Origin of the sequence: Methylibium sp. Pch-M (assembly GCF_004136295.1) — a bacterium.
Lineage (GTDB): Bacteria > Pseudomonadota > Gammaproteobacteria > Burkholderiales > Burkholderiaceae_C > Methylibium > Methylibium petroleiphilum.
Genome location: NZ_CP029606.1, coordinates 1,783,807 through 1,809,313, shown reverse-complemented (window position 1 = coordinate 1,809,313; position 25,507 = coordinate 1,783,807). Strand labels below are relative to the sequence as shown.

Sequence of the window (25,507 nt, the reverse complement as noted above, 5' to 3'; positions counted from 1 at the left end):
TTCGAGCAGAGCGATGCGGCGATCGCCGCCAGTTGTGTTTGCGCGTGTCGTTGTTGCTGAAGAAGCACGCGTACGTGCTGGGCAACGCGTACGGATGAATGATGGGGTTAGATCGCAAGTATTGGTGTGACGAATAGCGAAGCTAGGACGCTTATGACAAACCCAATGATCACAACCCATCGAATCTGTTCGCCAAAGGCATGGCGAGCGATACCCTGACCAACGGCAAATGTGGCTACCGGAAAGAAACGCGCCCGCAGCCTGGAGATGGCGGAGCCAATGAAGTAGACAAGAGCCATAAGTCCGAGCGCTAATACTGTCAAATACAAAGTTCGCTGGAAAGTCACGGCTGACTTGGGTGCGGCTGGTGCATCAGACACCTGCAACGAAAACATCAGCACCACAAACAGCGGCATAGCTACATAGAACAAATCAAGGGTCGCAATCCGCGAATACCAAGATCGCATTCCATCAAGTGTGTCTGCGAGGCTCGACTGCCACTTTGTAATGAGCGCCTCTTCGCCGCCGAGGGACAGAGACATGGGGCTTCGATACTTGCCGCCCAACGTTACCTCGGCTGAACTCTCCCAATCGGATGAGCGAGCGGAGATCTCAATTGAAAGCATGGCTGCGCGTACAGGATTCTCATAGGCCAACAGTTCGTCGAGCGACGTGAACTCACGGACGATGTCGTCTTTGCAGCGCACAGTCGCCGAAAGCTTCATGCCATCCGCTGCAAAGAGTTGCCAGATCTTCCCAAGATCGGCGCCTTTGGCGACGAACGCATGCGGGACATCTACACGAAGCTTCGCCTTCACTCTGGTCTCCTGGATGGAGTTTGCGGCTTATCGCTTGAAATGAGAGGACCGACTCGGTTTGCCAGCGCGAGTCCTCTCGATGGAATGATCAGGCGTCCCCGGTGACGGAAGTGAGGCAAGGCCATCAGCGTTCTTCCAGGCGACATACCGAGACAACATTGAATTCTGCCGCGAACTAATTGGGACTGCCCACTCATTGCCCGCCGCCCATGCAACGAGGTGATCCCAGATTCGACCAGTATGGCCGAGAAGATCTGCAACCAGCAGTTGGCTCAAAACTTGGCTGTCTTGCAGAAGTACAGCCGAACCAGGCACGGGGTGACCACCGAACTCGCAGTGATGCCCGTAATCTTCGCCGCGAAACTTCCCGTTAGCTGCCTTTCGTAGCTTGGCCGGCGTAAAGAACGATCGCCGTTCGGCGGCGTCGCTTCTCAACCACCTTGCTCCGTCCTTGTCGCGGGTTTGAAACGCCCAAGCTAGGTATTCGATTTCAACCATTTGTCGAAGCAGCGCTGCCGCTGCATAGTGCCGGCCGTCCGCGAAAAGGTCGGAACTGGCCGAAGTAAGTTGACCTGCTATGCGTAAGAGCAAAGATACTGCGACGATCTCATCGTTACCGTGCCCGCCAGGTGAAGCTCCATTGGTCCTGTCGGGGCCAAAGATGTGCCCAACTACATGCAGTTCTTCTCCGACTTCTGAGAAGACCTTCACGGTGAAGCTCAGAAGCTCTCGCCGCATGAGCACCAGCGCACTGTTTGCGGCAGCTTTGTCGATGATCGCAACGGCCTCTTCAGTTCGCATGCGAGTGGCACCTAGCTAGGTTTGGACACAGCGACGCTATCGGGTGCGGTCAACATACGTCAATCGCTCGTTCCCACAAGTCCTCATGCCGCGAGCCCATGCAAGTACCGAGGCCGCGTCAGATCACCCAACTCAACGCGTCACGCACGCCACGTCAGATCCACCGCAATCCCCGCAAACACCGCAAACCCCACCCAGTGGTTCAGCCTGAAGGCCTTGAAACAGCCATCGCGGCTGCGGTCCCGGATCAGCGTGTGGTGCCAGGCCACCTGCACCGCCGCGGCGGCCAGACCGATGGTGAAGGGCACGCCGAGGCCCTGCCAGAAGCCGATGCCGGCCCAGACCAGCAGGTAGAGCGCATAGAAGCCCATCACCGCCGCCACGTCGTGGCGGCCCAGCGTGATGGCGGAGGTCTTGATGCCGATCCGGAGGTCATCGTCGCGGTCGACCATCGCGTACTCGGTGTCGTAGGCCAGCACCCAGAACAGGTTGCCGATCAGCAGGCCCCAGGCCCACCACGGCACGGCCGCGTTCAGCGCGGCCAGGTCCCACGCGTTGCCACCGCGCACCGCGCTGAAGGCCATCGGGATGCCGAAGCTGAAGGCTACGCCCAGCACCGCCTGTGGCATCGACACGAAGCGCTTCGCGTAGGGGTAGGCGAGCGTGATCGCGAGCGCCGCGAACGACAGGGCGATGGTCAGCGCATTGGTGGTCAGCACCAGCCCAAAAGCTGCCAGCGCCAGCACCGCGCCGACCGCCAGCGCTTCCTTCACCGACACCGCGCCGCGCGTCACCGGCCGCTCGGCGGTGCGCTTCACGTGGCGGTCGAACTCGCAATCGGCGACGTCGTTGACGCAGCAGCCGGCGCTGCGCATCAGCACCGTGCCGATGGTGCACACCGCCAGCAGGTGCCAGCCCGGGAAGCCGCCCGCAGCGAGCCACAGCGCGCCGAGCGTCGGCCACAGCAGCAGCAGCCAGCCGGCCGGCCGGTCCCAGCGGATCAGGTGCCGGTAGAGCGCCAGCCGCGACGGCGGCCTTGGGGGAGTGGGTGGCGTGGACATCGGGCGCGAGTGTAGGGCGCGGGCATGGCACCATCAGTGCGAAGCCGCCGCCATGTCCTCGCCCGCGCCAGACCTGTCGAACTCGCGCCATCGTCACCGTACGGCGCTGGTGGTGGTGTTGCTGCTGTCGATGCTGCAGGCCTTGCTCGGGCTGGCGGGCTGCTCCTCGCTGCCGTCGCGGCCGCCGTTGCCGGACGAGGCCGCGTTGCCCGCGGCGACCGCCGGGGCGCTGGTCACCCAGGTCGCGCCGCTGGTCCAGGCGCATCCCGGCCGCTCCGGCTTCGTGCCGCTCGACAGCGGGCTCGACGCCTTCGCCGCGCGCGTCTGGCTGCTCGATCGCGCCGGCAGCAGCCTCGACATCCAGACCTACATCTGGCGCAGCGACCGCACCGGCCGCTGGCTGCTGAGCCGCCTGCAGGCGGCGGCCGAGCGCGGCGTGCGGGTGCGCCTGCTGCTCGACGACGGCAACGGCAGCCCCACGCTCGACGGGCTGCTGTCGCAGCTCGATGCCCACCCGGGCGCCGAGGTGCGCTTCTTCAACCCCTACCCGCACCGTGGCCTGGGCCGCGCGTGGGACCTGGCCACCGACTTCTCGCGCCTGCACCGGCGCATGCACAACAAGACGTTCAATGCCGACGGCGTGGTCACCATCCTCGGCGGCCGCAATGTCGGCGACGAGTACTTCGGCGCCGCGGCCGACATGGAGTTCGCCGACCTCGACGTGCTCGCGGTCGGGCCGATCGTCGGCGAGGTCTCGGCGTCCTTCGACGCCTACTGGAACAGCGCCTCGGCCTACCCGCGGCGGTCGCTGCTGTTGCCCGGCAACGACCGGCCGCTCACGCCCGAGCAGCAGGCGGCGCTCGACGAGGCCAGCGCCTACGCGAAGGACCTGCGCGAACGTCCGCGCGTCGAGCGCTGGCGCGAGCGCGGGCCGCAGGCGGCCGACTTCGTCTGGGGCCGCTCCACGCTGTTCGTCGACCCGCCCGACAAGGTGCTCAAGCAGGCCGGCGAGAGCGAGCTGATGCTGCCGCGGCTCGCGCGCACGCTGGGCAATGCCGACCGCAGCATCGACATCGTGTCGCCCTACTTCGTGCCCACCGACGACGGCGTGGCCGCGTTCGCCGCGCTGCACGACCGAGGCGTGCGGCTGCGCGTGCTGACCAACTCGCTGGCCGCGACGGATGTCTCTGCGGTGCACGCCGGCTATGCACCGTATCGCCCGGCGCTGCTCGACGGCGGCGTGGAGCTCTACGAACTGCGGCCCGTCCCGGCGCCCGAAGGTCGCGCGCGCGGGCGGCTGCTGGGCCTGGGTTCGTCGCGCGCGAGCCTGCACGCCAAGACCTTCGCCGTCGACGGCGAGCGCGTGTTCATCGGCTCCTTCAACTTCGATCCGCGCTCGGCCTGGCTCAACACCGAGATCGGCGTATTGCTCGAGCACCCGGGCCTCGCGCAGCGCATCGGCCAAGCGTTCGACACCGAAGTGCCGCGCCAGGCCTGGCAGGTGACGCGCGACCCCGACCGCGGCCCCGATGCGCTGCGCTGGCAAGGCCTCACGCCCGAAGGCCAGCCGATCGAGCTGACCGAGGAGCCCGAGGCCGGCTGGCTCACGCGGCTGTGGGTGTGGCTGCTGTCGTGGCTGCCGATCGACGGGTTGCTGTAGCGCCCCCGTCGGCGCGTGTTGCCTACTCCTCGAGCAGCGAGCGCAGCATCCAGGCCGCCTGCTCGTGCACCGTGAGGCGCTGCGTCAGCAGGTCGGCGGTCGGCTCGTCGGAGGCCTTGTCGGCCAGCGGGAAGATGCCGCGCGCGGTGCGGGCCACGGCCTCGTGGCCCTCGACGAGGATGCGCACCATGTCCATCGCCTTCGGCGGCTCGGCCGGCGCGTCCTTCAGCGAGCTGAGCTTGCCGAACTGGCCGTAGCTGCCGGCGGCCGGGAAGCCCAGCGCGCGGATGCGCTCGGCCACCGGGTCGACCGCGTTCCACAGCTCGGTGTACTGCGTCATGAACATGGTGTGCAGCGTGTTGAACATCGGCCCCGTCACGTTCCAGTGGAAGTTGTGGGTCGTGAGGTAGAGCGTGTAGGTGTCCGCCAGCAGGGCGTTGAGCCCCTTGGCGATCGCCGCGCGATCCTTCTCCGAGATGCCGATGTTCACCGGCGGCGTGGCGGTACGGGTCTTGGCCATCGTGCGTGCTCCTGGGTCAATGGGAATGGCTGGAACTGTAGCCGCCGGGTCAGGCCAGGTCGTAGCGGTCCAGGTTCATGACCTTGGTCCACGCGGCCACGAAGTCGTGCACGAACTTGGTCGGGGCGTCGGCGCTGGCGTACACCTCGGCCAGCGCGCGCAGCACGGCGTTGGAGCCGAACGCCAGGTCCACCCGCGTCGCGGTCCACTTCAGTCGGCCGGTCTGGCGGTCCTTGCCCTCGTACACGCCGTTGGCCGGTTGCCACACCGTGCCCATGTCGAGCAGGTGGACGAAGAAGTCCGGGGTCAGCACGCCCGGCCGGTCGGTGAACACGCCGTGGCGGCTGCCGCCGGCGTTGGCGCCCAGCACGCGCAGCCCGCCGACCAGCACCGTCATCTCGGGAGCGGTGAGCGTGAGCAGCTGCGCCTTGTCGACCAGCAGGTGCTCCACCGGCACGCTGCCCGGGCCCTTGAAGTAGTTGCGGAAGCCGTCGGCCACCGGTTCCAGGAAGGCGAAGGACTCGACGTCGGTCTGCTCCTGCGTGGCGTCCACGCGGCCGGGGGCGAACGGCACCTCGATGCCGACACCCGCCGCCTTGGCGGCCTGCTCCACGCCCACGCCGCCGGCCAGCACGATCACGTCGGCCAGCGAGAACTTGCCCGAGGCCTTCTGGAGGGTCTCCAGCGTCGCCAGCACCTTGGCCAGCTCGCCCGGCGTGTTGGCTTCCCAGTCCTTCTGCGGCGCCAGTCGGAGGCGCGCGCCGTTGGCCCCGCCGCGCTTGTCGCCGCCGCGGAAGGTGGAGGCCGAGGCCCAGGCGGTGGCCACGAGCTGTGCGACCGTCAGGCCCGATGCGGCGATCTTCGCCTTCAGCTCGGCGATGTCGGCGGCATTCGGCGCCGGCAGCGTGGCCGGGGGCAGCGGGTCCTGCCAGAGCAGCTCTTCCTTCGGCACCTCGGGGCCGAGGTAGCGCACCTTCGGGCCCATGTCGCGGTGGGTGAGCTTGAACCAGGCGCGCGCGAAGGCGTCGGCGAAGCCCTGCGGATTGTCGAGGAAACGGCGCGAGATCTTCTCGAACTCGGGGTCGACGCGCAGCGTCAGGTCGGTGGTCAGCATCGTCGGCTTGAGCTTCTTGCCGGGGACGTGCGCGTCGGGAATGATCTCCGGCGCATCCTTGGCCGTCCACTGCTTCGCGCCGGCGGGCGACTGCGTCAGCTCCCACTCGTACTTGAACAGGTGCTCGAAGAAGTCGTTGCTCCAGCGTGCCGGCGTGGTGGTCCAGGTGACCTCCAGTCCGCTGGAGACGGTGTCCTTGCCGTGGCCGCTGCCGAAGCTGCTGGTCCAGCCCAGGCCCTGCGCCTCGAGCGGCGCGCCTTCGGGCTCGGGACCCTTGTGCGATTCGGGCGCGGCGCCGTGCGCCTTGCCGAAGGTGTGGCCGCCGGCGATCAGCGCCACGATCTCCTCGTCGTCCATCGCCATGCGGCCGAAGGTCGCGCGGATGTCCTTGGCGGCGGCGAGCGGATCGCCGCTGGCGTTGGGGCCCTCGGGGTTCACGTAGATCAGCCCCATGTGGGTGGCGGCCAGCGGCTGGTCGAGATCACGGTCGCCGGTGAAGCGCTTGTCGGTGGCCAGCCAGGTGGCCTCGCTGCCCCAGTTCACGTCGTTGTCGGGTTCCCACACGTCCTCTCGGCCGCCGGCGAAGCCGAACGTGCGGAAGCCCATCGATTCCAGCGCCACGTTGCCGGTCAGGATCAGCAGGTCGGCCCAGCTGATACGCTGGCCGTACTTCTGCTTGATCGGCCACAGCAGGCGGCGCGACTTGTCGATGTTCACGTTGTCGGGCCAGCTGTTGAGCGGCGCGAAGCGCTGCTGTCCGCGGCCGCCGCCGCCACGGCCGTCGGCCGTGCGGTAGGTGCCGGCGGCGTGCCAGGCCATGCGCACGAACTGCGGACCGTAGTGGCCGAAGTCGGCCGGCCACCAGTCCTGCGAGTCGGTCATCAGCGCCAGCAGGTCCTTCTTGAGCGCGAAGTAGTCGAGCTTCTTGAACTCTTCGGCGTAATCGAAGCCGGTACCCAGCGGGTCGGACTTGCTCGAGTGCTGGGTCAGCAGTTCCAGCCGCAACTGAGCGGGCCACCAGTCCTGGTTGGTCGTGCCGCCGCCCGCGGCGTGGTTGAACGGGCACTTCGATTCGGTCGCCATGCAAGTCTCCAGAGGTTGTCCACGATGTTTCGCGGCCAGTTTAGGAGGCGCATCCCGCCCGATCAATGACGGTGCGGCAATGGCGGCGATAGCCGCGGGCGCTCAGGCGGTCAGACGGGTGACGCCCGATAGTTCACAGGCGTAGATGGCGTTGCGCAGCGCGGCGATGGCCTCGTAGCGCGTGAAGGTGCGCCGCCATGCGAGCACCACGCGGCGCGTCGGCAGCGGCGCGCTGAAGGGCACATAGCGCAGGTGCGGCTGCGGTTCCTTCGGCACGCTGAGCTGCGGCACCACGGTGACGCCCATGCCGGAGGCGACCATGTGCTTGATGGTCTCGAGCGATGAGCCCTCGAAGCTCTTGCGGATGCCCTCGGCGTCGCTCGAGAAGCGCGCGAACTCCGGGCACACCTCGAGCACGTGGTCGCGGAAGCAGTGGCCGGTGCCGAGCAGCAGCATCGTCTCCTTCTTCAGCTCCTCCGACGAGACGCTCTCGCGTTTGGCCAGCGGATGGGTGGCGGGGCAGGCGACGACGAAGGGCTCGTCGTAGAGCGGCGCGATGGCCAGGCCGGTGTCGGGGAAGGGCTCGGCCATGATGGCCGCGTCGAGTTCGCCGGTGCGCAGCATGTCGAGCAGCTTGACGGTGAAGTTCTCCTGCAGCATCAGCGGCATCTGCGGGAACATGTCGATCGCGTGCTTCACCAGGTCGGGCAGCAGGTAGGGCCCGATCGTGTAGATGATGCCCAACCGCAGCGCGCCGGCCAGCGGGTCCTGGCCGCGCTTGGCGATCTCCTTGATCGCCGCGGCCTGCTCGATCACCGCCTGCGCCTGGCGCACGATCTCCTCGCCCAGCGGCGTGGTGGAGATCTCGTTGCTGCCGCGCTCGAAGATCTTGACGTCGAGCTCGTCCTCGAGCTTCTTGATCGCGACGCTGAGCGTCGGCTGCGAGACGAAGCAGGCCTCGGCCGCGCGGCCGAAGTGGCGCTCGCGGGCGACGGCCACGATGTAGCGCAGTTCGGTCAGTGTCATTTCCGGGTTCCCAGCCTTGGAGCGGATTCTGCGGGCTTTTCGAACCCGATGGCGAGCGCGCTGCCGCGCAGGCCGTGCTAACGTCGATCGGGGAGCGACCCAGGGAGGGTGGCCTTTGACGCTGCGGGACGAAGATGCGTAGCGGCTTGCCGCGGGCGCTGCGATGGCTGGCCGGGTTCGTGCTCGGCCTGTGTGCGCTCGCCTGCAGCGCCGCGTCGCCATCGCCGCTGCGCTACGGGATGCTGGCGGATTTCCCGCCGTTCCAGATCTGGCCCGAGGGCAGCGAGGCCGGGGGCGCCGATCTGGAAATTTTGCGCCGCCTGGCGCCCGCGCTCGGGGTGCAGGTGGAGCCGGTGCGCTACACCGACTTCGTGGCGCTCGAGCGCGATCTGCGCGCCGGCCGGCTGGACCTCGCGTCGTCGATGGCCCGCAACGCCGCGCGCGAGCCGGCGCTGGCGTTCTCGGTGCCCTATGCGCTGATCGAGCAGGCGGTCGTCACCCGCGCGAGCGATCCGTCGGGCTCGCTCGCGGCCGACCTGAACGGCCGGCGTCTGGCCACCGTGGCCGGCTACGCCGCCGAGGCCAATGCGCGCGAGCTGTTCCCGCTGGCGCAGCGGGTGCCGGTGGCCAGCATCGCCGACGGCCTGCGGGCCGTGCAGCAGGGGCGTGCCGACGTGATGATCGAGGCGCAGCCGGTGCTCATCGGCACCATCGAGCGCGAGCGCCTCGCCGGCTTGCGGCTGGTGCGCACGCTGGCGTTGCCGAGCGGCGCGCTGCATTTCGTGGCACCGAAGGCCGGCGCGGCGCGGCTCGACTCGCTCTCGGCGGCGTTGGCGGGCATGGGTGCCGAGACGCGCGAGTTCATCATCGGCCGATGGCGTGCGGAACCGCATTTCGCGCGGCGCGCCGAGCCGCTGCGCCTGGACGACCCCGAGCGTGCGCTGCTCGCGGCGCAGCGGCCGCTGAATGTCGCCGTGGTGGACGGGCGGCTGCCGTTCGCGGTGCTCGACGCCGATGGCCGGCCGCAGGGCCTGTCGGTCGACGTGCTGCGCGCGGTGCTCGGACGCCTCGGGCTCGTGTCCGGCACCTGGCGCGCGAGCGGCGCCGCCGACGCGCTGGCGGCGCTGCAGCGCGGCGAGGTCGACCTCGCGCTCGGCCTGTCGGCGGTGGCGACGCCGGCCGACGCGGTGCACGTCATCGGCCCCTACATCGAGCACCCGATGGTGCTGCTGGGCCGTCCCGGCGGCAGCGCCTGGGGCCTGGACCAGCTCGTCGGCCGGCGCCTGGCGCTGCCACCCGCGCATTTCGCGCGACCGCTGATCGCCGCGCGCTACCCGGGCATCGAGCTGGTGGCTTGCGATCCGCTGCCGAACTGCGTCGAGCGCGTCGCGAGCGGCGGCGCCGACGCGGCGCTGGCCGACGTGATCACCGCGGCGGTGCTGCTGGCCGAATCGCCGCGCAGCGACGTGCAGATCACCGGCACGGCGGCCGGCTTGCGCCAGGAGCACGGCATCGCGGTGTCGTCCCGCCACGCGGCGCTGCTGCCGCTGCTGCAGCGGGCGCTGGATGCGACCGTGGCCGACGACCTGCTCGAGCTCAAGCGCCGCTGGCTGACGCGGCCGACGCCGGCGCGCGTCGTGCGCGAGCTGCTGCTGCGCTACCTGCCCTGGGTCGCGGCGGCGCTCGCGCTGCTGCTCGCGGCGTGGTGGTGGCACCACCGCGGACTGCGGCACGAGATGCAGCGCACGCTCGGCGCGCAGCGCCAGGCCGAGCGGGCCCGCGGCGCGAGCGAGCGCTTCGTGACCTTCCTGGCCCACGAGGTGCGCAACTCGCTGCATTCGGTGATCGCCGGGGCCGAGCTGCTGCGCAGCGGACGCGAGGGCTCGGCGTCGGTGGCCGGTTCGCTGGGCGACTCGGCGCGCTCGACGCTGAACCTGCTGAACAACCTGCTCGACCGCAACCGGCTCGATGCCGGTCGTCTCAGCCTGCACCTGGAGCCCGTGCAGCTCGGGCCGCTGCTGCGCGGCGTGCGCACGGAGATGCTGCCGGCCGCACGGGCGAGGCAACTCACGCTGACCTGCACCGCGCCGATGCCCGATCCGCTGCTGCGCGTCGACGCGCTGCGCGTCGAGCAGATCGTGCGCAACCTGGTGGCCAACGCGATCAAGTACAGCGAGCGCGGCGAGATCCTGATCGAAGCCCGCTGCACGCCGCAGGCGGGCGAAGAAGCGTCTCGCTGCGTGATCGAACTGCGCGTGCGCGACCAGGGCCCCGGCATCGCCGAGGCCGACCAGGCGCGGCTGTTCGAGCGCTACTACACCGCCGGCGGCCAGACGGCGGCGCGCAGCGGCACCGGGCTCGGGCTGTCGCTGTGCCGCGACCTCGCCGCGCTGATGGGCGGTGCGCTGCACCTCGAGAGCACCCCGGGGCACGGCACCACCGCGCTGCTGCGCTGGACGGCCGACGTCGAGACCGAGGCCACCGGCCCCGCACCCCTGGCCGAGGACGCACCGCGCCGGCTGCTGCTGGTCGAGGATGCCGACGTCTACGCGATGCTGCTGGAGCGCGCGCTCGAGACCCAGGGCTACACGGTGCGGGTCGCGGGTTCGCTGGCGGAAGCGCAGGCCGCGCTGGCGGCGCCGGGCCCGCCCTTCGAGGTGGTGCTGACCGACCTGAACCTCGGCGACGGCGACGCGCACGGCGTGATCGCGGCCGTGCGCGCCCGCGCGGGCGCGGGGCTGCCGGCGATCGTCGCGATGTCGGCCGACGTCGACCCCGAGCGCGTGGCCACGCTGCGCGCGGCCGGGGCCGAGGCGCTGCTGCAGAAGACCGGCGACGTGGCGCTGCTGGTGCGCCAGTTGCTGGCGCACGTGAACACGCGGCCCTGACCGTCAGGCCTTCAGGTACTCGGCCTTGCTGCCGAGCCAGCGGTTCACGTGGGCGTCGGCCGCTCGCGCGTGGTGTTCCAGCAGCTGCGGCGCCAGCTGTCGCGCCTGGGCCAGCAGCGCGCTGTCCTCGGCCAGGTCGGCGAAGCGCAGCAGCGCCGCGCCGCTCTGGCGGGCGCCCATGAACTCGCCGGGGCCGCGGATGTCGAGGTCGCGGCGCGCGATCTCGAAGCCGTCGTTCGTCTCGGCCATCGCACGCAGGCGCGCCTTGCCGGTGTCCGACAGCGGCGGCGTGTACAGCAGCACGCACACGCTGGCCACGCTGCCGCGGCCGACGCGCCCGCGCAGCTGGTGCAGCTGCGACAGCCCGAAGCGCTCGGCGTGCTCGATCACCATCAGGCTCGCGTTGGGCACGTCGACGCCGACCTCGATCACCGTGGTCGATACCAGCACGGCCAGTTCGCCGCCGGTGAAGCGCGCCATCACCGCCGCCTTCTCGGCCGCCGGCATGCGGCCGTGCAGCAGACCGACCTGCACGCTTGGCAGCGCCGCGCCGAGCCGCGCGTGGGTCTCGGTGGCGTTCTGCAGGTCCAGCGTCTCGCTCTCCTCGATCAGCGGACACACCCAGTAGACCTGCCGGCCCTTCGCCACCTCGTCGCGGATGCGCGCGATCACGCTGTCGCGGCGACCGTCGGCGAAGACCTTGGTGACGATGGGCGTGCGGCCCGGCGGCAGCTCGTCGAGGGTGCTCACGTCGAGGTCGGCGTAGTAGGTCATCGCCAGCGTGCGCGGGATCGGCGTGGCCGACATCATCAGCAGGTGCGGCTCCAGCGGCGTGCCCTCGAGCTTGCGCTTGAGCTGCAGCCGCTGCGCGACGCCGAAGCGGTGCTGCTCGTCGATGACGGCCAGGCCGAGGCGCTCGAACACCACGCGGTCCTGGATCACCGCGTGCGTGCCGACCACCAGCCGCGCCTCGCCGCTGGCCACGCGCTCCAGCATGCGCGTGCGCGCCTTGCCCTTCTGGCTGCCGGTGAGCCAGGCGATCGGCACGCCCAGCGGCTCGAGCCAGCCGACCAGCTTGCGGAAGTGCTGCTCGGCCAGGATCTCGGTGGGGGCCATCAGCGCGCACTGCCAGCCTGCGTCGATCGCCACGGTGGCCGCCAGCGCCGCGACCACCGTCTTGCCGGAGCCCACGTCGCCCTGCAGCAGCCGGTGCGTGGGGTGCGGGCGGGCCAGGTCGCGCGCGATCTCCTCGGCCACGCGGTGCTGGGCCCCGGTCAGGCGGAACGGCAGCGCCGCGAGCAGCCGTTCATGCAGGCCGCCGGCGCCCGCCCGCAACGGCGGCGCGCGCAGCGCGGCCCGCTCGCGCTGTGCCTGCAGCTGCGACAGCTGCTGGGCCAGCAGCTCGTCGAACTTCAGCCGTTGCCAGGCCGGGTGGCTGTGGTCCTCCAGCGTCGCCAGCATCACCTCGGGGGCCGGGTGGTGCAGGAACAGCAGGGCCTGCTTCAGGCTCGGCAAGCCGGCCGGCACGCTGCCGGGCGGCAGCAGTTCATCGAGCGGCGCGCGCGTCAGCGCCGAGCTCACCGCCTTGCGCAGGTAGGCCTGCGGCAGCTGCGCGCTGGCCGGGTAGACCGGCGTCAGCGCGGTGGCCAGCGGCGTGTCGTCGTCCACCGCCTTGAAGCTGGGGTGCACCATCTCGCGGCCGAGGAAGCCGCCGCGCAGCTCGCCGCGGACGCGCAGGCGCGCACCCACCGCCAGCGTCTTCTGGTGCGAGGGGTAGAAGTGCAGGAAGCGCAGCAGCAGCTCGCCGCTGTCGTCGGCCAGCCGCACGATGAGCTGGCGGCGCGGTCGCAGCTCGACGCGGCAGTCGCGCACGCGGCCCTCGACCTGCACCGTCTCGCCCTCGTGCGCCGCGGCGATCGGCGTGACGCGCGTCTCGTCCTCGTAGCGCAGCGGCAGGTGCAGCGCGAGGTCGATGTCGCGCACCAGGCCGAGCTTCTCCATCGCCCGTGCCGGGCCCGACTTCGCCGGAGCGGCGGCGGCGGGCGGTGCGGAGCGCGAGGCCTGGGGCATGGAACAATTCTGCCTTCTGCCCTCGTCAGGCCGGTCCAGCCTGCACGCCATGTCCGACGCCCCCGCTCATCCCTTCACCGTTGCCGATTTCGATTTCGCGTTGCCGCCGGAGCTGATCGCCCAGCATCCGGCGCCCGAGCGCAGCGGCTCGCGCCTGCTCGACGGCCGCGGCGCCGCGCCGCTCGACCGCCGCTTCCGTGAACTGCCGTCGCTGCTGTCGCCCGGCGACCTGCTGGTGTTCAACGACACGCGCGTCATCAAGGCGCGGCTGTTCGGCCGCAAGGCCAGCGGCGGCGGCGTCGAGGCGCTGGTCGAGCGCGTGCTGCCCGGCACGCACGAGGTGTGGGCCCACCTGCGCGCCAGCAAGTCACCGCGGCCCGGCAGCCGCGTGCACTTCGCCGGCCGCGACGGCGGCAGCACCGCCTTCGACGCCGAGGTGCTGGGGCGCTGCGGGCCCGACGGCTCGCTCTTCCACCTGCACCTGCCCGGCGACCCGTTCGCGCTGCTCGAACGCCACGGCCACGTGCCGCTGCCGCCCTACATCGAGCACGGCGACGATGCCGACGACGAGCGCCGCTACCAGACCGTGTTCGCGCGTGCGCCCGGCGCCGTGGCCGCGCCGACGGCGGCCCTGCATTTCGACGCCGAGGTGCTGGCGGCGCTGGAGGCGCAGGGGGTCGCGCGTGCGAGCGTCACGTTGCACGTCGGTGCCGGCACCTTCCAGCCGGTGCGCGTGGAGCAGCTGTCCGAGCACCGCATGCACAGCGAGTGGTTCGAGCTGCCGGAGGCCACCGTCGACGCGATCGCGCGCACCCGCGCGGCGGGCGGGCGGGTGGTCGCGGTCGGCACCACCACGCTGCGGGCTCTGGAGTCGGCCGCGCTCGGCGGCGAACTGCAGGCCGGCGCGCGCGAGACCGACATCTTCATCACCCCGGGCTTCACGTTCCGCGTGGTCGATCGCCTGCTGACCAACTTCCATCTGCCGCGCAGCACGCTGATGATGCTGGTCAGCGCCTTCGCCGGCCACGAGCGCATCCGCGCGCTGTACACGCATGCGATCCGCGAGCGCTACCGCTTCTTCAGCTACGGCGACGCGATGCTGTTGCAGCGGCGGTAGCAAGGCGTCGCGTGCGCGCCGCATCGTTTGCTCCACGGCGCTCCATCGTGGAGTGACTCCGCGACGGCTTGACGTGGCGCAAGGCGCAGCGCGTGCCAGTCCCTAAGGTGGCATCGACGACCGATCGATTCCCACCACGAAGGACCCTTGCCGTGAAGCCCGTTGCCGTTCGCTCTTTCTCTCCGGCCCTTTGCGCCCTGTGGCTCGCTGCCACGCAGGCGATGGCCGCTCCCGATGATGCCGCGATGCTGAAGCTGGCCACCGGCAGCGGCTGCATGACCTGCCACCATGTCGAGCCCGGTGCGAAGGGCCCCGACGGCCTGCCGCCGATCGGTCCGGCATGGCGCGATGTCGCGGTCAAGTACAAGGGCCAGTCCGGGGCCGAGAAGCAGCTCACCGCCACGGTGCTGGCGGGCTCCAACCCCTACGACAGCCACTGGAAAGGCAAGGTCAGCGGCCTGGCGATGCCGCCCAATCGCGTCGCGATCAGCGAGCCCGACGCGCGCCGGCTGGTGCAGTGGATCCTGAGCCGCGACGCGAACAGGCCCTAGGCATCGCCGCTCGGGCTCAGCGCGGCGGCTGCTGGTTCTGGTGCGCGAACAGCGACACCAGCCAGCCCAGCAGCGCCACCGGATAGAGCACGCCGATCAGCACCTGCAGGATGCAGAGCGAGCGCGCCGCGGCGTGCACCGGCGTGATGTCGCCGTAGCCCAGCGAGGTGAGCGTGACGAAGGAGAAGTAGTTGAGCCTCGCCACCAGTGCGGCATAGTCCACCGGCTGGCCGAACATGAAGTAGGCGCCGTCACCCGCGTAGATCGCCACCAGCCGGTGCGCCTGGGCGAACGCCAGGCCGATCAGCAGGAAGGCGGCGATCGCGCCCAGCACACGGTGCACGTTGATGCGGCCGGCGGCCAGCGTGTAGGCCAGCGTCAGCCAGCCCAGCACCACCAGGTTGACCATCGCGAACAGCGCGTCGGCGCCGCGCAGCTCGCTGTCGGGCAGCCACAGGTTGGCGACACGGATCACCAGGCTGCCGAAGGCGGTGGCGACGAACCAGCGGCCCGCGAGCGTGTGGTCGGACAGCATCCACACGCCGAGCGCCAGCATCGCCAGGAAGCCGGCGTCGGCCAGGTGCCGGTTGAGCCAGCCCACCTCGACCAGCGGCGGCAGCAGCACCACCTCGGCGAGCAGCAGCAGCGTCAGCACGCTGAGGCTGCGGTCGGTGACGGCCTGGCGGGTCAGGCGGCGGAACACGCGTTGGACGATCGGCAGCATGCGCGCGAGCTTAGCCGGCGCGCGGGCCGCTGCGACAATCCGGCATGCTCCGCTTCGATCTGCTGCACACCGAAGGCCATGCGCGCCGTGGCCGCCTCACGCTCAACCACGGCGTGGTCGAGACGCCGATCTTCATGCCGGTCGGCACCTACGGCACCGTCAAGGGCGTGATGCCGGCCTCGCTGGAGGCGATGGGTGCGCAGATCATCCTCGGCAACACCTTCCACCTGTGGCTGCGGCCCGGGCTCGACGTGCTGCGCCAGTTCGGCGGGCTGCACCGCTTCGAGCACTGGAACAAGCCTATCCTCACCGACAGCGGCGGCTTCCAGGTCTGGTCGCTCGGCGCGATGCGCAAGATCAGCGAGGAGGGCGTGAAGTTCGCCTCGCCGGTCAATGGCGACAAGCTCTTCCTCACGCCCGAGACCAGCATGCAGATCCAGACGGTGCTGAACTCGGACATCGTGATGCAGTTCGACGAGTGCACGCCCTACGAGACCGCGGGCCACCTGACGACCGAGCAGGAAGCGCGTGCGTCGATGGAGCTGAGCCTGCGCTGGGCGGCGCGCTGCAAGACCGAGTTCGCGCGGCTCGAGAACCCCAACGCGCTGTTCGGCATCGTGCAGGGCGGCATGTTCGAGCCGCTGCGCCAGGCATCGCTCGATGCGCTGGTGGCGATGGACTTCCCCGGCTACGCGGTCGGCGGCGTCAGCGTCGGCGAACCGAAGGACGAGATGCTGCGCATCATGGCGCACACGCCGCACCGCCTGCCGGCGCACAAGCCACGCTACCTGATGGGCGTGGGCACGCCGGAAGACCTGGTCGAAGGCGTGACCCAGGGCGTCGACCTGTTCGACTGCGTGATGCCCACGCGCAACGCCCGCAACGGCCACCTGTTCACCCGCCACGGCGACCTGCGGCTGCGCAACGCGCGCTACAAGACCGACGAGCGGCCCATCGACGAGAGCTGCACCTGCACCGCCTGCAACGGTTTCAGCCGCGCCTACCTGCACCACCTCGACCGCTGCGGCGAGATGCTCGGGCCGATGCTCACCAGCATCCACAACCTGCATTACTTCCTGAACCTGATGCGCGAGGTGCGCGAGGCGCTCGACGCCGGGCGCTTCGAGGCCTGGCGCGCGCAGTTCCGGGCGGACCGCGCACGGGGCGTCTGAGGGCGGCGCCTCAGGTCGCCAGCATCGCCGCCACGCGTTCGCGCAGGCGCTCCGGCGTGACCTCGACGGCGGCCAGCGGCGCCGCGGCGCTCAGGCCCACGCGGCTCCACAGCCCGCGCCGGAACGGCTGCGTCATCGCGGCACCGCTCGCACGCGAGAAGAACGACCCCCACAGGTCGTGCAGCGCCAGCGGGACCACCGGCACCGGGTGGGTTTCCAGGATCTTCATCACGCCGCCCTTGAAGGGTTGCAGGGCCCCGTCTCGGGTGATCGCGCCTTCCGGAAAGATGCACAGCAGCTCGCCGTCGTCCAGCACCCGGCGGGCCTCGGCGAAGGCGCGCTCGTAGGTGACCGGGTCGTCCTTCTGCGGGGCGACCGGGATCGCCTTGGCCAGCCGGAACAGCCAGCCCAGCACCGGCGTCGCGAAGATGCGGTGGTCCATGATGAAGCGGATCGGCCGCGGGCTCGCGGCCATCAGCAGGATCGGATCGACGAAGCTCACGTGGTTGCACACCAGCACCGCAGCGCCGGCGGTGGGAATGTGCTCGTCACCCCGCACGCGGAAGCGGTAGACCAGGCGCGTCGCGATCAGCGCGATGAAGCGCAGCAGGTACTCCGGCACCAGCCCGAAGATGTAGGCGGCCACCACCGCGTTCAGCAGCCCCGTCACCAGGAAGATCTGCGGGATCGTCAGGCCGGCCTTCAGCAGCGCGCCGGCCATCACGGCGCTGACGATCATGAACAGGGCGTTGAGGATGTTGTTGGCCGCGATGATGCGGGCGCGGTGCGAGGCCGGCGAGCGCAGCTGGATCAGCGCGTACATCGGCACGCTGTACAGGCCGGCGAACAGCGCGAGCAACGCCAGGTCGGCCATCACGCGCCAGTGCCCGGGCTGGCGCAGGAACTCGGCCAGCCCGGCGACGCCGCTGCCCGGCGCATGGCCGCGCGTCGCGAAGTAGAGATCGATCGCGAACACGCTCATGCCGATCGCCCCGAACGGCACCAGGCCGATCTCCACGTGGCGGCGGCTCAGCACCTCGCACAGCAGCGAGCCGATGCCGATGCCGACCGAGAACACCACCAGCAGCAGCGAGGCCACCTGCTCGTCGCCGCCCAGCACTTCCTTCGCGAAGGCCGGGAACATCGACAGGAACACCGCGCCGAAGAACCACATCCACGAGATGCCCAGCAGCGAACGGAACACCACCAGGTTGCCGTGCGCCAGCTTCAGGTTGCGCCAAGTCTCGCTGACCGGGTTCCAGTTGATCACCAGCGCTGGGTCGGTGGGCGGCGAGGCCGGCACCCACTGCGCGGTGGCGCGGCCGAGCAGTGCCACGCCGAGGCAGGCGAAGGCCACGTAGTGCGGGCCGACCCCGGGCACCGCCACCAGCAGGCCGCCGGCCACCTGGCCCAGCAGGATGGCGACGAAGGTACCCATCTCGACCATGCCGTTGCCGCCGGTCAGTTCGCGCTCGCCCAGGTGCTGCGGCAGGTAGGAGAACTTGACCGGGCCGAACAGCGTGGAGTGCAGACCCATCAGGAACACGCAGGCCAGCAGCAGCGGCACGTGGGCGGTCCAGAAGCCGACGCCGGCGAGCAGCATGATCGCGATCTCCAGCGTCTTCACGAAGCGGATCACGCGCGTCTTGTCGAACTTGTCGGCCAGCTGGCCCGAGGTGGCCGAGAACAGCAGGAAGGGCAGGATGAACAGCGCGCCGATCGCCAGCCCGGCCAGCGCCGGCGGCAGCCACGCCACCTGCAGCTGGTAGGTGACCAGCACGGTGAACGCGAACTTGAACAGGTTGTCGTTGCCGGCGCCGAGGAACTGGGTCCAGAAGAAGGGCGCGAAGCGCCGCTGGGTCAGCAGCGCGAACTGGTTCGGCGGGTGCGAGGAGGCAGGGTCGTCGCTCAAGCGGGCTCCGTGTCGGGCGGTGGCGTGCCGCAGCTTAACGGCTGCGGCCGTGCGCCGGCGCCCCGCCCGGGCTGGGCTTACCAGCGATAGGCCAGCGACACCACGGCGCGCCGCTGGGTACCGAACCAGCAGTCGCCGCGCTCCAGGCAGGTGGCGATGTAGGTCTTGTCGGCCAGGTTGTTGACGTTCAGCGACAACGCCCACGGGCCGGTGTCGTAGCTGACCAGCAGGTCCAGCAGCGTGACCGACGGGACGCGGTTGTTGCCGGACCCATCCCACGACGCGCCGGCGTAGCGCACGCCGCCACCGGCTCGCAGGCCGGGCAGGCCCATGGCGCCGAAGCGGTGCACCGCCCACAGCGAGGCGGCGTGCTTCGGGATGCTGCTGAGTTGCTCGCCGCGGTTCGTGTCGATCGCGCCAGTGAGTCGGGCGCGGGTGTAGGAATAGTTGGCCAGCAACTGCCAGGCGGCGAAGTTCGCGGTCGCGTCGAGCTCGAGGCCATCGACCGTGGCCTCGCCGACCTGGATCGAGTAGTTCACGTCGGCCGGGTCGTTGGCGAGCCGGTTGCTTTCCTTCAGCCGGAACACCGCCGCCGACGCGCTCACCGGCGCATCGGCCGGCATCCACTTGACGCCGGTTTCCAGCTGCCGGCCGCGCGAGGGCTCGAACGGCCGGCCACCGCGCGCCGGGCTGGTCGTGCCGGCCACCGGCTGGAAGGATTCGGAGTAGCCGGCATACGGAGACCAGCCGCCGTCGGCCAGGTAGACGATGCCCAGGTTCTTCGAATTGGCCGAGTCCTTGGCGGCATCGGTCTTCGCCTTGTCGTGGCGCAGGCCGGCGGTGAGCACCCAGCGCTCGTCGAACTTGACCTGGTCCTGGAGCAGCAGGCCGACGTTGCGCACGCGCGAGTCGCTGACGAAGCTCTGTGCGGGGTCGAGCGCCGGCAGGGGGGAGCTGCCGTAGACCGGATCGAAGGGGTCCAGCGGCGTCATCAGGAAGCTGCCGCGGTCGGTGTGCAGCATGCGGTGCGACATGTAGTCCACGCCGGTCAGCAGCGTGTGCGTCGTGCGGCCGAGCGCGAGCTTGCCCTGCAGCAGCAGGTCGGCGTTGTTGATGCGCGAGCGGTCGTCGGCCACGTAGCCGTAGCGGTTCAGGTAGGTGTTGTTGGTTGGATCGACGGTGTCCACCTGGCCGTCCGCGCCGACGTACTGGCTCCAGTCGGCGTAGGCGGTGGCGAGATGGCCGGTCACGTTGTCGCGCCGCAGGTGATGGCGCAGCGTCCACTGCGCGTTCAGCTGCTGCTCGAGTTCCCAGCCGTAGCGCTTGCGCGTGCCGCCGTAGGTGTCCCAGTCGGGTTCGCCGACGAACACCTCGGGGTCGATGCGGCGGCCGTTCGGCGCGCGGTTGAGCGTGCCAGCCACCGGGAAGAAGCCGTTCTGGTTGAGGCTCCTGTCCTTCTGGTATTCGCCGTAGACCGTCAGCGAGGTGCCGGCCAGCGGCTGCCAGCGGAGCGAGGGTGCGAACAGCGTGCGCTCCTGGTCGGCGAACCGGACCTGGCTGCCGCTGTCCTTGCGCAAGGCGATCACGCGGTAGGCGAGGCGGCCGTCGTCGACCAGCGCGCCGCCCAGGTCGGCTGCGACCTGCTTGTGGTCGTCGTTGCCGAGCTGCACCTGCACTTCCCGCTGCGCCTCGGCGGAAGGCCGCTTCGACACCAGGTTCACCACGCCGCCCGGCCCGTTCTGGCCGGCCATCAGCGAGGCCGGACCGCGCAGCACCTCGACGCGCTCGAAGGCATAGGGCTCGTTGCGCACGCTGCCCCAGTAGCCGGTGATCGGCAGGCGCAGGCCGTCGAGCAGCGTCGAGCCCTCGCTGCCGCCGCGCATCGCGTAGTAGTCGCCGCGGTTGTCGAGGCCGTACATCTCGGCGCGCACGCCGGGCGTGTAGCGCAGCACCTCCTGGATCGTCAGCGAGTTCTGGTCCCGCACCTGCTCGGCGCCGATCACCGAGATCGACTGCGGCACTTCGTTGAGCGGCGTGTCGGTCTTGGTCGCCGTGGCGCTGCGCCGGGCGGTGTAGCCCGGCACCGGGCCGGTCGCCGTCTCGGCCTGGGAGGTGGCCTTCACTTCGGGCAGCGTGCTGGCGGCCTCGTCGGAGGGCGGGGTCTGCTGGGCGAGGGCCCACGGTGCGCAGGTCAGCAGGGCGCAGGCAAGGGCGCCCACGCGGTGGGTGGCAAGCATCGGTCGTTCCTTTGGTCGTGTCGAACACAGAACCGCTGGCGACGGGCTTGCGGTGGCTCCTCGGTCATCTCCGCGACGCGTGATCCCCGTCGGCTTCCCGGCGGACAAGGATCTTTACGCGACGCGACTGATAGTGATTCGCATTTAATAGTTTACACTAGGTCGCAACTTTTGAGGAGGGCGCGTTGCAGTCCGCGAGGCTGCGTGCCCGGGCGCGAAGAGACGCGAAGGCATGCGCAAGACCGACAACACCCAGCGGGCCTACTGGCTGAAGACGCTGCATCAGTGGCACTGGATCAGCTCGGCGGTCTGCCTGCTGGGCATGCTGCTGTTCAGCGTCACCGGCATCACGCTCAACCACGCCGCGCAGATCGAGAGCCGGCCGGCGGTGACCGCCCGCGAACTGCAGTTGCCGCCGGAGCTGAAGGCCCTGGTGGCGCCGGACGCCCCGGCGCCGTCGTCGCCGCGCGCGCCGCTGCCCCTGCAGGTTGCCGACTGGGTCGACGCGCAGCTGGCGGTCGACGTGCGCGGTCAGGACGCCGAGTGGTCCGACGAGGAGCTCTACGTCTCGCTGCCGCGCCCCGGCGGCGACGCCTGGCTGCGCATCGACCGCGAGAGCGGCGCGGCGGAATACGAGCGCACCGACCGCGGCTGGATCTCCTACCTCAACGACCTGCACAAGGGGCGCCACACCGGCGTGGCGTGGTCGTGGTTCATCGATGTGTTCGCGGTCGCCTGCCTGGTGTTCTGCCTCACCGGCCTGTTCATCCTGAAGCTGCACGCGGCCAACCGGCCGACCACCTGGCCGATCGTCGGCCTGGGACTGGTGATCCCACTGCTGCTCGCCCTGTTGTTCATCCACTGAAGAAGAAAGCCCTGTCATGCACGTGCGTTACTCCATCGCGCTGAGCGCCGCGGCGCTCGGTGTCCCGGCCCTGGCGGCCGACCTGGCGGTCGGTGTCGAGGTGCCCCGGCTGACCGTCGCCGAATACCACCGCCCCTATGTCGCGATGTGGGTCGAGCGCGCCGACCAGGGCGTCGCCGCCAACCTCGCGGTCTGGTACGCCACCGCCAAGAAGGACGGCGAGGGTGCGAAGTGGCTGAAGGACATGCGCCAGTGGTGGCGCCGCAGCGGCCGCGAACTGCAGGTGCCGTCCGATGGCCTGACCAGCGCCACGCGCCCGGTCGGCAAGCACAAGCTCAGCTTCAGCGACGGCGCCAAGCCGCTCGGCAAGCTGCCGGCCGGCGACTACAAGCTGGTGGTCGAGGCGGCGCGCGAGTCCGGTGGCCGCGAGCTGCTGAGCATCCCCTTCCAGTGGCCGCCCGCCAAGGCGCAGCAGCTGAGTGCCCAGGGCAGCAGCGAGCTCGGCGAAGTCACGCTCGAGCTCAAGCCCTGAACCGTCGCCGGCCCCCTCACCCCGTCCAGGAGATCCCCATGTCCCGTTCCCGTTTCGCGCTCGTCGTCACGACGGCGCTCGCCTTCGGTCTGTCGGTGCCGCTGGCGCGCGCCCACAGCAGCTTCCTGGTGCCCTCGTCGACCGTGCTGTCCAAGCCTCAATGGGTCACGATCGACGGTGCCTCCGGCAACGACATCTTCTACTTCAACCACGCGCCGCTGCGGCTCGACGGGCTGGTGGTCACCGCGCCGGACGGCAGCGCCGTGGCGCCCGAGAACGTGGTGGTGGGCAAGCTGCGCAGCGTGTTCGACCTGAACCTCACGCAGGCCGGCACCTACCGCGTGGCCAACGGTTTCAGCGGCGTGACGGCGCGCTACAAGGACGCGGCCACCGGCCAGAACAAGGGCTTCCGCGGCACGGCCGAGAACTTCGCCAAGGACGTGCCGGCCGACGCGCCCGAACTGACGGTCAACGAAGGCATCAGCCGGCTGGAAACCTTCATCACCGTCGGCAAGCCCAGCGCGATCCAGCCGGTCGGCAAGGGCCTGGAGTTCGTGCCCGTCACGCACCCCAACGACCTGTTCACCGGCGAGGCGGCGACCTTCGGTTTCCTGCTCGACGGCCAGCCGGCTACGGACCTGGAGGTCGAGATCGTCTTCGGCGGCACCCGCTACCGCGACAAGGTCGGCGAGATGACCTTGAAGACCGACGCGAAGGGCCAGGTGAAGGTGAACTGGCCGCAGCCCGGGCTCTACCGCATGGAGGTCAGCACCAAGGACAACAAGACCACGCTGAAGCAGGCCAAGGAACGCCGGCTGGTCTACGCCGCGGTGCTGGAAGTGCTGCCGCAGTGACGGGCCGACCGCCCCCGAGCGCCGCGGCCGCATGACGACACGCCTGTCCTTCGCCGACCTGCCCCTGCCGGGCTACCGCCACGACGGCGGGGTCGCGCCGCGCCTGCTGGCCGCGGCCGTGCAGGAGCTGGGCGGGCCGACCATGGGCACCCGCTGGAGCGTGAAGTACTGGCATGCGCCGGCCACGCCCGGCCCGGCCCGCCGCGAGGTCCGCGAGGCGATCGAGACCGCGCTGGACCTGGTGGTGCGCCAGATGAGCACCTGGGAAGACGACTCCGACCTGAGCCGCTACAACCGCGCCGCGCCGGGCCGCTGGCAGAAACTGCCCGAGCCCTTCTTCAGCGTGCTGCAGCACGCGCTCGAGCTGGCGCGCGCCACCGGCGGTGCCTACGATCCGACCGTCGGCCCCGCGGTCAACCTCTGGGGCTTCGGCCCCGATCCGGCGCGCCGCGATGCGCCGACGGACGACGATCTGGAGGTGGCGCGCCGCCGCATCGGCTGGCAGCGCGTGCAACTCGACGTCGAGCAGCGCCGTGCACGCCAGGACGGCGGCACCTACGTCGACCTGTCGTCGATCGCCAAGGGCTATGCGGTCGACGCCGTCGCGCGTGCGCTGCAGCGCCTGGGCTGCGGCAATGCGCTGGTCGAGGTCGGCGGCGAGCTGCTCGGCATGGGCCGCCGGCCCGACGGACAGCCGTGGCGGGTGGCCGTCCGCCTGCCCGGGCTGGCGCGCGGCGAGGAAGGCCCGGTACTGGCGTTGCACGGCCTGGCGGTTGCGACCTCCGGCGACGATTTCCGCTGCTTCGAGACCGACGACGGCGAGCGCTGCTCGCACACCATCGACCCGCGCACCGGCCGGCCGGTGCGGCACGCGCTGGCGTCGGTGACCGTCGTGCATGCGCAATGCATGCACGCCGATGCGCTGGCCACGGCGCTGACGGTGCTGGGCCCCGACGAAGGGTGGGCCTACGCCGAGCGGCAGCGGCTGGCCGTGTTGTTCATCCGCCGTGCTGCGGACGGCGGCCACGAGGCCCGCCCGACGGCCGGATTCGAAGCGCTGCTGGCATGACGTTGCCGTCCGACGACGCGTTGCGGGCGCTCGCCGCGGGCGGGACCGTGCTGTCCTACGTGGCGCTGTGCGCCGCCACCTGGCGCGCGCACCGGGCGCGCGAAGCCCGGGTGGCGCGCGCGGCGGCCGCCCTGGCGCCGGCGGCGGAGGGCGCGCAACCCGTGCTGGTGGCGCACGCCAGCCAGACCGGCAACGCCGAACAGATCGCGTGGCAGACCGCGCAGGCGCTGCACACGGCCGGCGTGCCGGCGCGCATCGCCAGCCTGGCGGAGCTGCTGGCCGGCGACCTGGCGGCGGCCGAGCGGGCGCTGTTCATCGTCAGCACCTACGGCGAAGGCGATCCACCCGACGCGGCGGCGCCGTTCGTGCGCCGCGTGATGGCCCAGGCCGCCGAGACGTCCCTCGCGCTCGACGGCCTGCACTGCGCCGTGCTGGCGCTCGGCGATCGCGAGTACCAGCACTACTGCGGCTTCGGCCGCACGCTCGATGCCTGGCTGCGCCGGCAGGGGGCGCAGGCGATGTTCGAGCGCATCGACGTCGACGGGGGCGATGCCCTGGCGCTGCAGCAGTGGCAGCACGAGGTGGCGCGCCTGGCGGGTACCAGCGATCTGCCGGACTGGCAGCTCGCGGCGCCGTTCGAGCCCTGGCGGCTGGCGCACCGCCGGTTGCTCAACCCCGGCAGTGTCGGCGGCCCTTGCTTCCATCTGGAGCTCGAAGCGCCGGCGGGCGCAGCGATGCGCCCGGACTGGCAGGCGGGTGACCTGGTGCAGGTGCTGCCGCCCGGCGACGGCGAACGCCCGCGCGAGTACTCGATCGCCTCGCTGCCCGCCGACGGCCGCGTGCACCTGCTGGTGCGCCAGGAGCGCCACGCCGACGGCACGCCGGGCCTGGCCTCCGGCTGGCTCACCGAGCGGGCCGCCGTGGGCGACGAGATCGCGCTGCGTCTGCGGGCTCACGGCAACTTCCGCCTCGGCGACAACGCCGGGCGCCCGTTGATCCTGATCGGCAACGGCACCGGCCTGGCCGGCCTGCGCGCCCACCTCAAGGCCCGCGCCGCGGCCGGACACGGCGCGAACTGGCTGGTGTTCGGCGAGCGCCACGCCGCGCACGACGCCTACTACCGCGACGAGATCGCCGCCTGGCAGGCCGGCGGCGTGCTCGAACGCGTCGACCTGGTGTTCTCGCGCGATGCGCCGGGCAAGCGCTATGTGCAGGACCGCCTGCGCGAGCAGGCCGACATGCTGCGCGACTGGATCGCGCGCGGTGCCGCGCTCTACATCTGCGGCAGCCTGGTCGGCATGGCCTCGGGCGTGGAGGCCGCGCTGGTCGACGTGCTCGGCCGTGACGGCGTCGACCGGCTCATCGAGACCGGCCGGCTGCGGCGCGACGTGTACTGAGCGTGTCCCGACAGGACCCGTGAGCGGCGGCCGGCC

Annotated in this window: 20 protein-coding genes; 10 read left to right on the top strand and 10 right to left on the bottom strand. The window is 70.6% G+C overall.

Annotated features, from left to right (window positions below):
* Positions 1 to 107 precede the first annotated feature (107 nt).
* From C1M51_RS08660 to ubiA, 3 genes are all read right to left on the bottom strand, one after another.
* The gene (locus C1M51_RS08660) at positions 108 to 818 is read right to left on the bottom strand and encodes a hypothetical protein (RefSeq protein ID WP_129449104.1); all 711 of its coding nucleotides are present in this window, start codon (positions 816 to 818) and stop codon (positions 108 to 110) included.
* A 27-nt stretch (positions 819 to 845) separates the two neighbouring features.
* Positions 846 to 1,619, bottom strand: coding sequence for a hypothetical protein (locus tag C1M51_RS08655; RefSeq protein WP_129449103.1), 774 nt, complete (start codon positions 1,617 to 1,619; stop codon positions 846 to 848).
* A 140-nt stretch (positions 1,620 to 1,759) separates the two neighbouring features.
* Entirely contained in the window at positions 1,760 to 2,680 is a 921-nt protein-coding gene (gene ubiA, locus C1M51_RS08650) for a 4-hydroxybenzoate octaprenyltransferase (RefSeq protein ID WP_129449101.1), read from the bottom strand.
* Between the two features lie 52 nt (positions 2,681 to 2,732).
* Here ubiA and C1M51_RS08645 point away from each other — a divergent pair, with 52 nt between their 5' ends.
* On the top strand, positions 2,733 to 4,340 hold the full coding sequence (locus C1M51_RS08645; protein ID WP_129449099.1) for a phospholipase D family protein: 1,608 nt from the start codon (positions 2,733 to 2,735) through the stop codon (positions 4,338 to 4,340).
* Positions 4,341 to 4,362: 22 nt separating this feature from the next.
* Here C1M51_RS08645 and C1M51_RS08640 read toward each other — a convergent pair whose 3' ends face one another.
* The 3 genes from C1M51_RS08640 to C1M51_RS08630 form a co-directional block, all read right to left on the bottom strand.
* Positions 4,363 to 4,860 (bottom strand): Dps family protein, encoded by a 498-nt coding sequence (locus C1M51_RS08640; RefSeq protein ID WP_011831314.1) that lies wholly within the window; start codon positions 4,858 to 4,860, stop codon positions 4,363 to 4,365.
* A gap of 49 nt (positions 4,861 to 4,909) precedes the next feature.
* On the bottom strand, positions 4,910 to 7,057 hold the full coding sequence (gene katG, locus C1M51_RS08635; protein WP_129449097.1) for a catalase/peroxidase HPI: 2,148 nt from the start codon (positions 7,055 to 7,057) through the stop codon (positions 4,910 to 4,912).
* 102 nt (positions 7,058 to 7,159) lie between these two features.
* Positions 7,160 to 8,083, bottom strand: coding sequence for a hydrogen peroxide-inducible genes activator (locus tag C1M51_RS08630; RefSeq protein ID WP_129449095.1), 924 nt, complete (start codon positions 8,081 to 8,083; stop codon positions 7,160 to 7,162).
* Between the two features lie 134 nt (positions 8,084 to 8,217).
* On the opposite strand from C1M51_RS08630, the gene C1M51_RS08625 reads away from it, so the two are divergent.
* Positions 8,218 to 10,971, top strand: coding sequence for a transporter substrate-binding domain-containing protein (locus C1M51_RS08625; protein ID WP_129449093.1), 2,754 nt, complete (start codon positions 8,218 to 8,220; stop codon positions 10,969 to 10,971).
* A gap of 3 nt (positions 10,972 to 10,974) precedes the next feature.
* Here the strand turns inward: C1M51_RS08625 and recG are convergent, their stop codons facing one another.
* On the bottom strand, positions 10,975 to 13,041 hold the full coding sequence (gene recG, locus C1M51_RS08620; RefSeq protein WP_129449091.1) for an ATP-dependent DNA helicase RecG: 2,067 nt from the start codon (positions 13,039 to 13,041) through the stop codon (positions 10,975 to 10,977).
* Between the two features lie 49 nt (positions 13,042 to 13,090).
* Between recG and queA the strand changes: the two genes are divergently transcribed.
* Together queA and C1M51_RS08610 are read left to right on the top strand one after the other, a co-directional pair.
* On the top strand, positions 13,091 to 14,158 hold the full coding sequence (queA, locus tag C1M51_RS08615; RefSeq protein ID WP_129449089.1) for a tRNA preQ1(34) S-adenosylmethionine ribosyltransferase-isomerase QueA: 1,068 nt from the start codon (positions 13,091 to 13,093) through the stop codon (positions 14,156 to 14,158).
* A 221-nt stretch (positions 14,159 to 14,379) separates the two neighbouring features.
* Entirely contained in the window at positions 14,380 to 14,709 is a 330-nt protein-coding gene (locus C1M51_RS08610; RefSeq protein WP_049820844.1) for a c-type cytochrome, read from the top strand.
* A gap of 16 nt (positions 14,710 to 14,725) precedes the next feature.
* Here the strand turns inward: C1M51_RS08610 and C1M51_RS08605 are convergent, their stop codons facing one another.
* Complete coding sequence (locus C1M51_RS08605) at positions 14,726 to 15,433, bottom strand: potassium channel family protein (protein WP_129449085.1); 708 nt, start codon at positions 15,431 to 15,433, stop codon at positions 14,726 to 14,728.
* Positions 15,434 to 15,477: 44 nt separating this feature from the next.
* Here C1M51_RS08605 and tgt point away from each other — a divergent pair, with 44 nt between their 5' ends.
* The gene (tgt, locus tag C1M51_RS08600; protein WP_129449083.1) at positions 15,478 to 16,605 is read left to right on the top strand and encodes a tRNA guanosine(34) transglycosylase Tgt; all 1,128 of its coding nucleotides are present in this window, start codon (positions 15,478 to 15,480) and stop codon (positions 16,603 to 16,605) included.
* Positions 16,606 to 16,615: 10 nt separating this feature from the next.
* Here the strand turns inward: tgt and C1M51_RS08595 are convergent, their stop codons facing one another.
* Together C1M51_RS08595 and C1M51_RS08590 are read right to left on the bottom strand one after the other, a co-directional pair.
* Positions 16,616 to 18,517: an MFS transporter gene (locus C1M51_RS08595; RefSeq protein ID WP_129449082.1), complete on the bottom strand. Its 1,902-nt coding sequence runs from the start codon at positions 18,515 to 18,517 to the stop codon at positions 16,616 to 16,618.
* A 77-nt stretch (positions 18,518 to 18,594) separates the two neighbouring features.
* Entirely contained in the window at positions 18,595 to 20,754 is a 2,160-nt protein-coding gene (locus C1M51_RS08590; RefSeq protein WP_129449080.1) for a TonB-dependent siderophore receptor, read from the bottom strand.
* Between the two features lie 232 nt (positions 20,755 to 20,986).
* Between C1M51_RS08590 and C1M51_RS08585 the strand changes: the two genes are divergently transcribed.
* Genes C1M51_RS08585 through C1M51_RS08565 form a run of 5 tightly spaced genes read left to right on the top strand, consistent with a single transcriptional unit; the run spans position 20,987 to position 25,471 of the window.
* A complete protein-coding gene (locus C1M51_RS08585) occupies positions 20,987 to 21,619 on the top strand; it encodes a PepSY-associated TM helix domain-containing protein (protein ID WP_129449079.1) in 633 nt (210 codons plus the stop codon).
* Positions 21,620 to 21,635: 16 nt separating this feature from the next.
* Positions 21,636 to 22,151, top strand: coding sequence for a DUF2271 domain-containing protein (locus C1M51_RS08580; protein ID WP_129449077.1), 516 nt, complete (start codon positions 21,636 to 21,638; stop codon positions 22,149 to 22,151).
* Between the two features lie 38 nt (positions 22,152 to 22,189).
* Positions 22,190 to 23,005, top strand: a complete 816-nt coding sequence (locus C1M51_RS08575; protein ID WP_129449075.1) for a DUF4198 domain-containing protein — start codon at positions 22,190 to 22,192, stop codon at positions 23,003 to 23,005.
* A gap of 31 nt (positions 23,006 to 23,036) precedes the next feature.
* Positions 23,037 to 24,074: an FAD:protein FMN transferase gene (locus C1M51_RS08570; protein ID WP_129449073.1), complete on the top strand. Its 1,038-nt coding sequence runs from the start codon at positions 23,037 to 23,039 to the stop codon at positions 24,072 to 24,074.
* Complete coding sequence (locus tag C1M51_RS08565; protein WP_129449071.1) at positions 24,071 to 25,471, top strand: sulfite reductase subunit alpha; 1,401 nt, start codon at positions 24,071 to 24,073, stop codon at positions 25,469 to 25,471. The genes C1M51_RS08570 and C1M51_RS08565 overlap by 4 nt, the downstream gene beginning before the upstream one ends.
* Positions 25,472 to 25,507: the final 36 nt, after the last annotated feature.

What these genes read in the sequence shown, in the direction of transcription:
- C1M51_RS08655 (WP_129449103.1), bottom strand. Translation starts at nt 1,619, where the DNA reads ATGCGAACTGAAGAGGCCGTTGCGATCATCGACAAAGCTGCCGCAAAC.
- ubiA (WP_129449101.1), bottom strand. Translation starts at nt 2,680, where the DNA reads ATGTCCACGCCACCCACTCCCCCAAGGCCGCCGTCGCGGCTGGCGCTC.
- C1M51_RS08645 (WP_129449099.1), top strand. Translation starts at nt 2,733, where the DNA reads ATGTCCTCGCCCGCGCCAGACCTGTCGAACTCGCGCCATCGTCACCGT.
- C1M51_RS08640 (WP_011831314.1), bottom strand. Translation starts at nt 4,860, where the DNA reads ATGGCCAAGACCCGTACCGCCACGCCGCCGGTGAACATCGGCATCTCG.
- katG (WP_129449097.1), bottom strand. Translation starts at nt 7,057, where the DNA reads ATGGCGACCGAATCGAAGTGCCCGTTCAACCACGCCGCGGGCGGCGGC.
- C1M51_RS08630 (WP_129449095.1), bottom strand. Translation starts at nt 8,083, where the DNA reads ATGACACTGACCGAACTGCGCTACATCGTGGCCGTCGCCCGCGAGCGC.
- C1M51_RS08625 (WP_129449093.1), top strand. Translation starts at nt 8,218, where the DNA reads ATGCGTAGCGGCTTGCCGCGGGCGCTGCGATGGCTGGCCGGGTTCGTG.
- recG (WP_129449091.1), bottom strand. Translation starts at nt 13,041, where the DNA reads ATGCCCCAGGCCTCGCGCTCCGCACCGCCCGCCGCCGCCGCTCCGGCG.
- queA (WP_129449089.1), top strand. Translation starts at nt 13,091, where the DNA reads ATGTCCGACGCCCCCGCTCATCCCTTCACCGTTGCCGATTTCGATTTC.
- C1M51_RS08610 (WP_049820844.1), top strand. Translation starts at nt 14,380, where the DNA reads ATGGCCGCTCCCGATGATGCCGCGATGCTGAAGCTGGCCACCGGCAGC.
- C1M51_RS08605 (WP_129449085.1), bottom strand. Translation starts at nt 15,433, where the DNA reads ATGCTGCCGATCGTCCAACGCGTGTTCCGCCGCCTGACCCGCCAGGCC.
- tgt (WP_129449083.1), top strand. Translation starts at nt 15,478, where the DNA reads ATGCTCCGCTTCGATCTGCTGCACACCGAAGGCCATGCGCGCCGTGGC.
- C1M51_RS08590 (WP_129449080.1), bottom strand. Translation starts at nt 20,754, where the DNA reads ATGCTTGCCACCCACCGCGTGGGCGCCCTTGCCTGCGCCCTGCTGACC.
- C1M51_RS08585 (WP_129449079.1), top strand. Translation starts at nt 20,987, where the DNA reads ATGCGCAAGACCGACAACACCCAGCGGGCCTACTGGCTGAAGACGCTG.
- C1M51_RS08580 (WP_129449077.1), top strand. Translation starts at nt 21,636, where the DNA reads ATGCACGTGCGTTACTCCATCGCGCTGAGCGCCGCGGCGCTCGGTGTC.
- C1M51_RS08575 (WP_129449075.1), top strand. Translation starts at nt 22,190, where the DNA reads ATGTCCCGTTCCCGTTTCGCGCTCGTCGTCACGACGGCGCTCGCCTTC.
- C1M51_RS08570 (WP_129449073.1), top strand. Translation starts at nt 23,037, where the DNA reads ATGACGACACGCCTGTCCTTCGCCGACCTGCCCCTGCCGGGCTACCGC.
- C1M51_RS08565 (WP_129449071.1), top strand. Translation starts at nt 24,071, where the DNA reads ATGACGTTGCCGTCCGACGACGCGTTGCGGGCGCTCGCCGCGGGCGGG.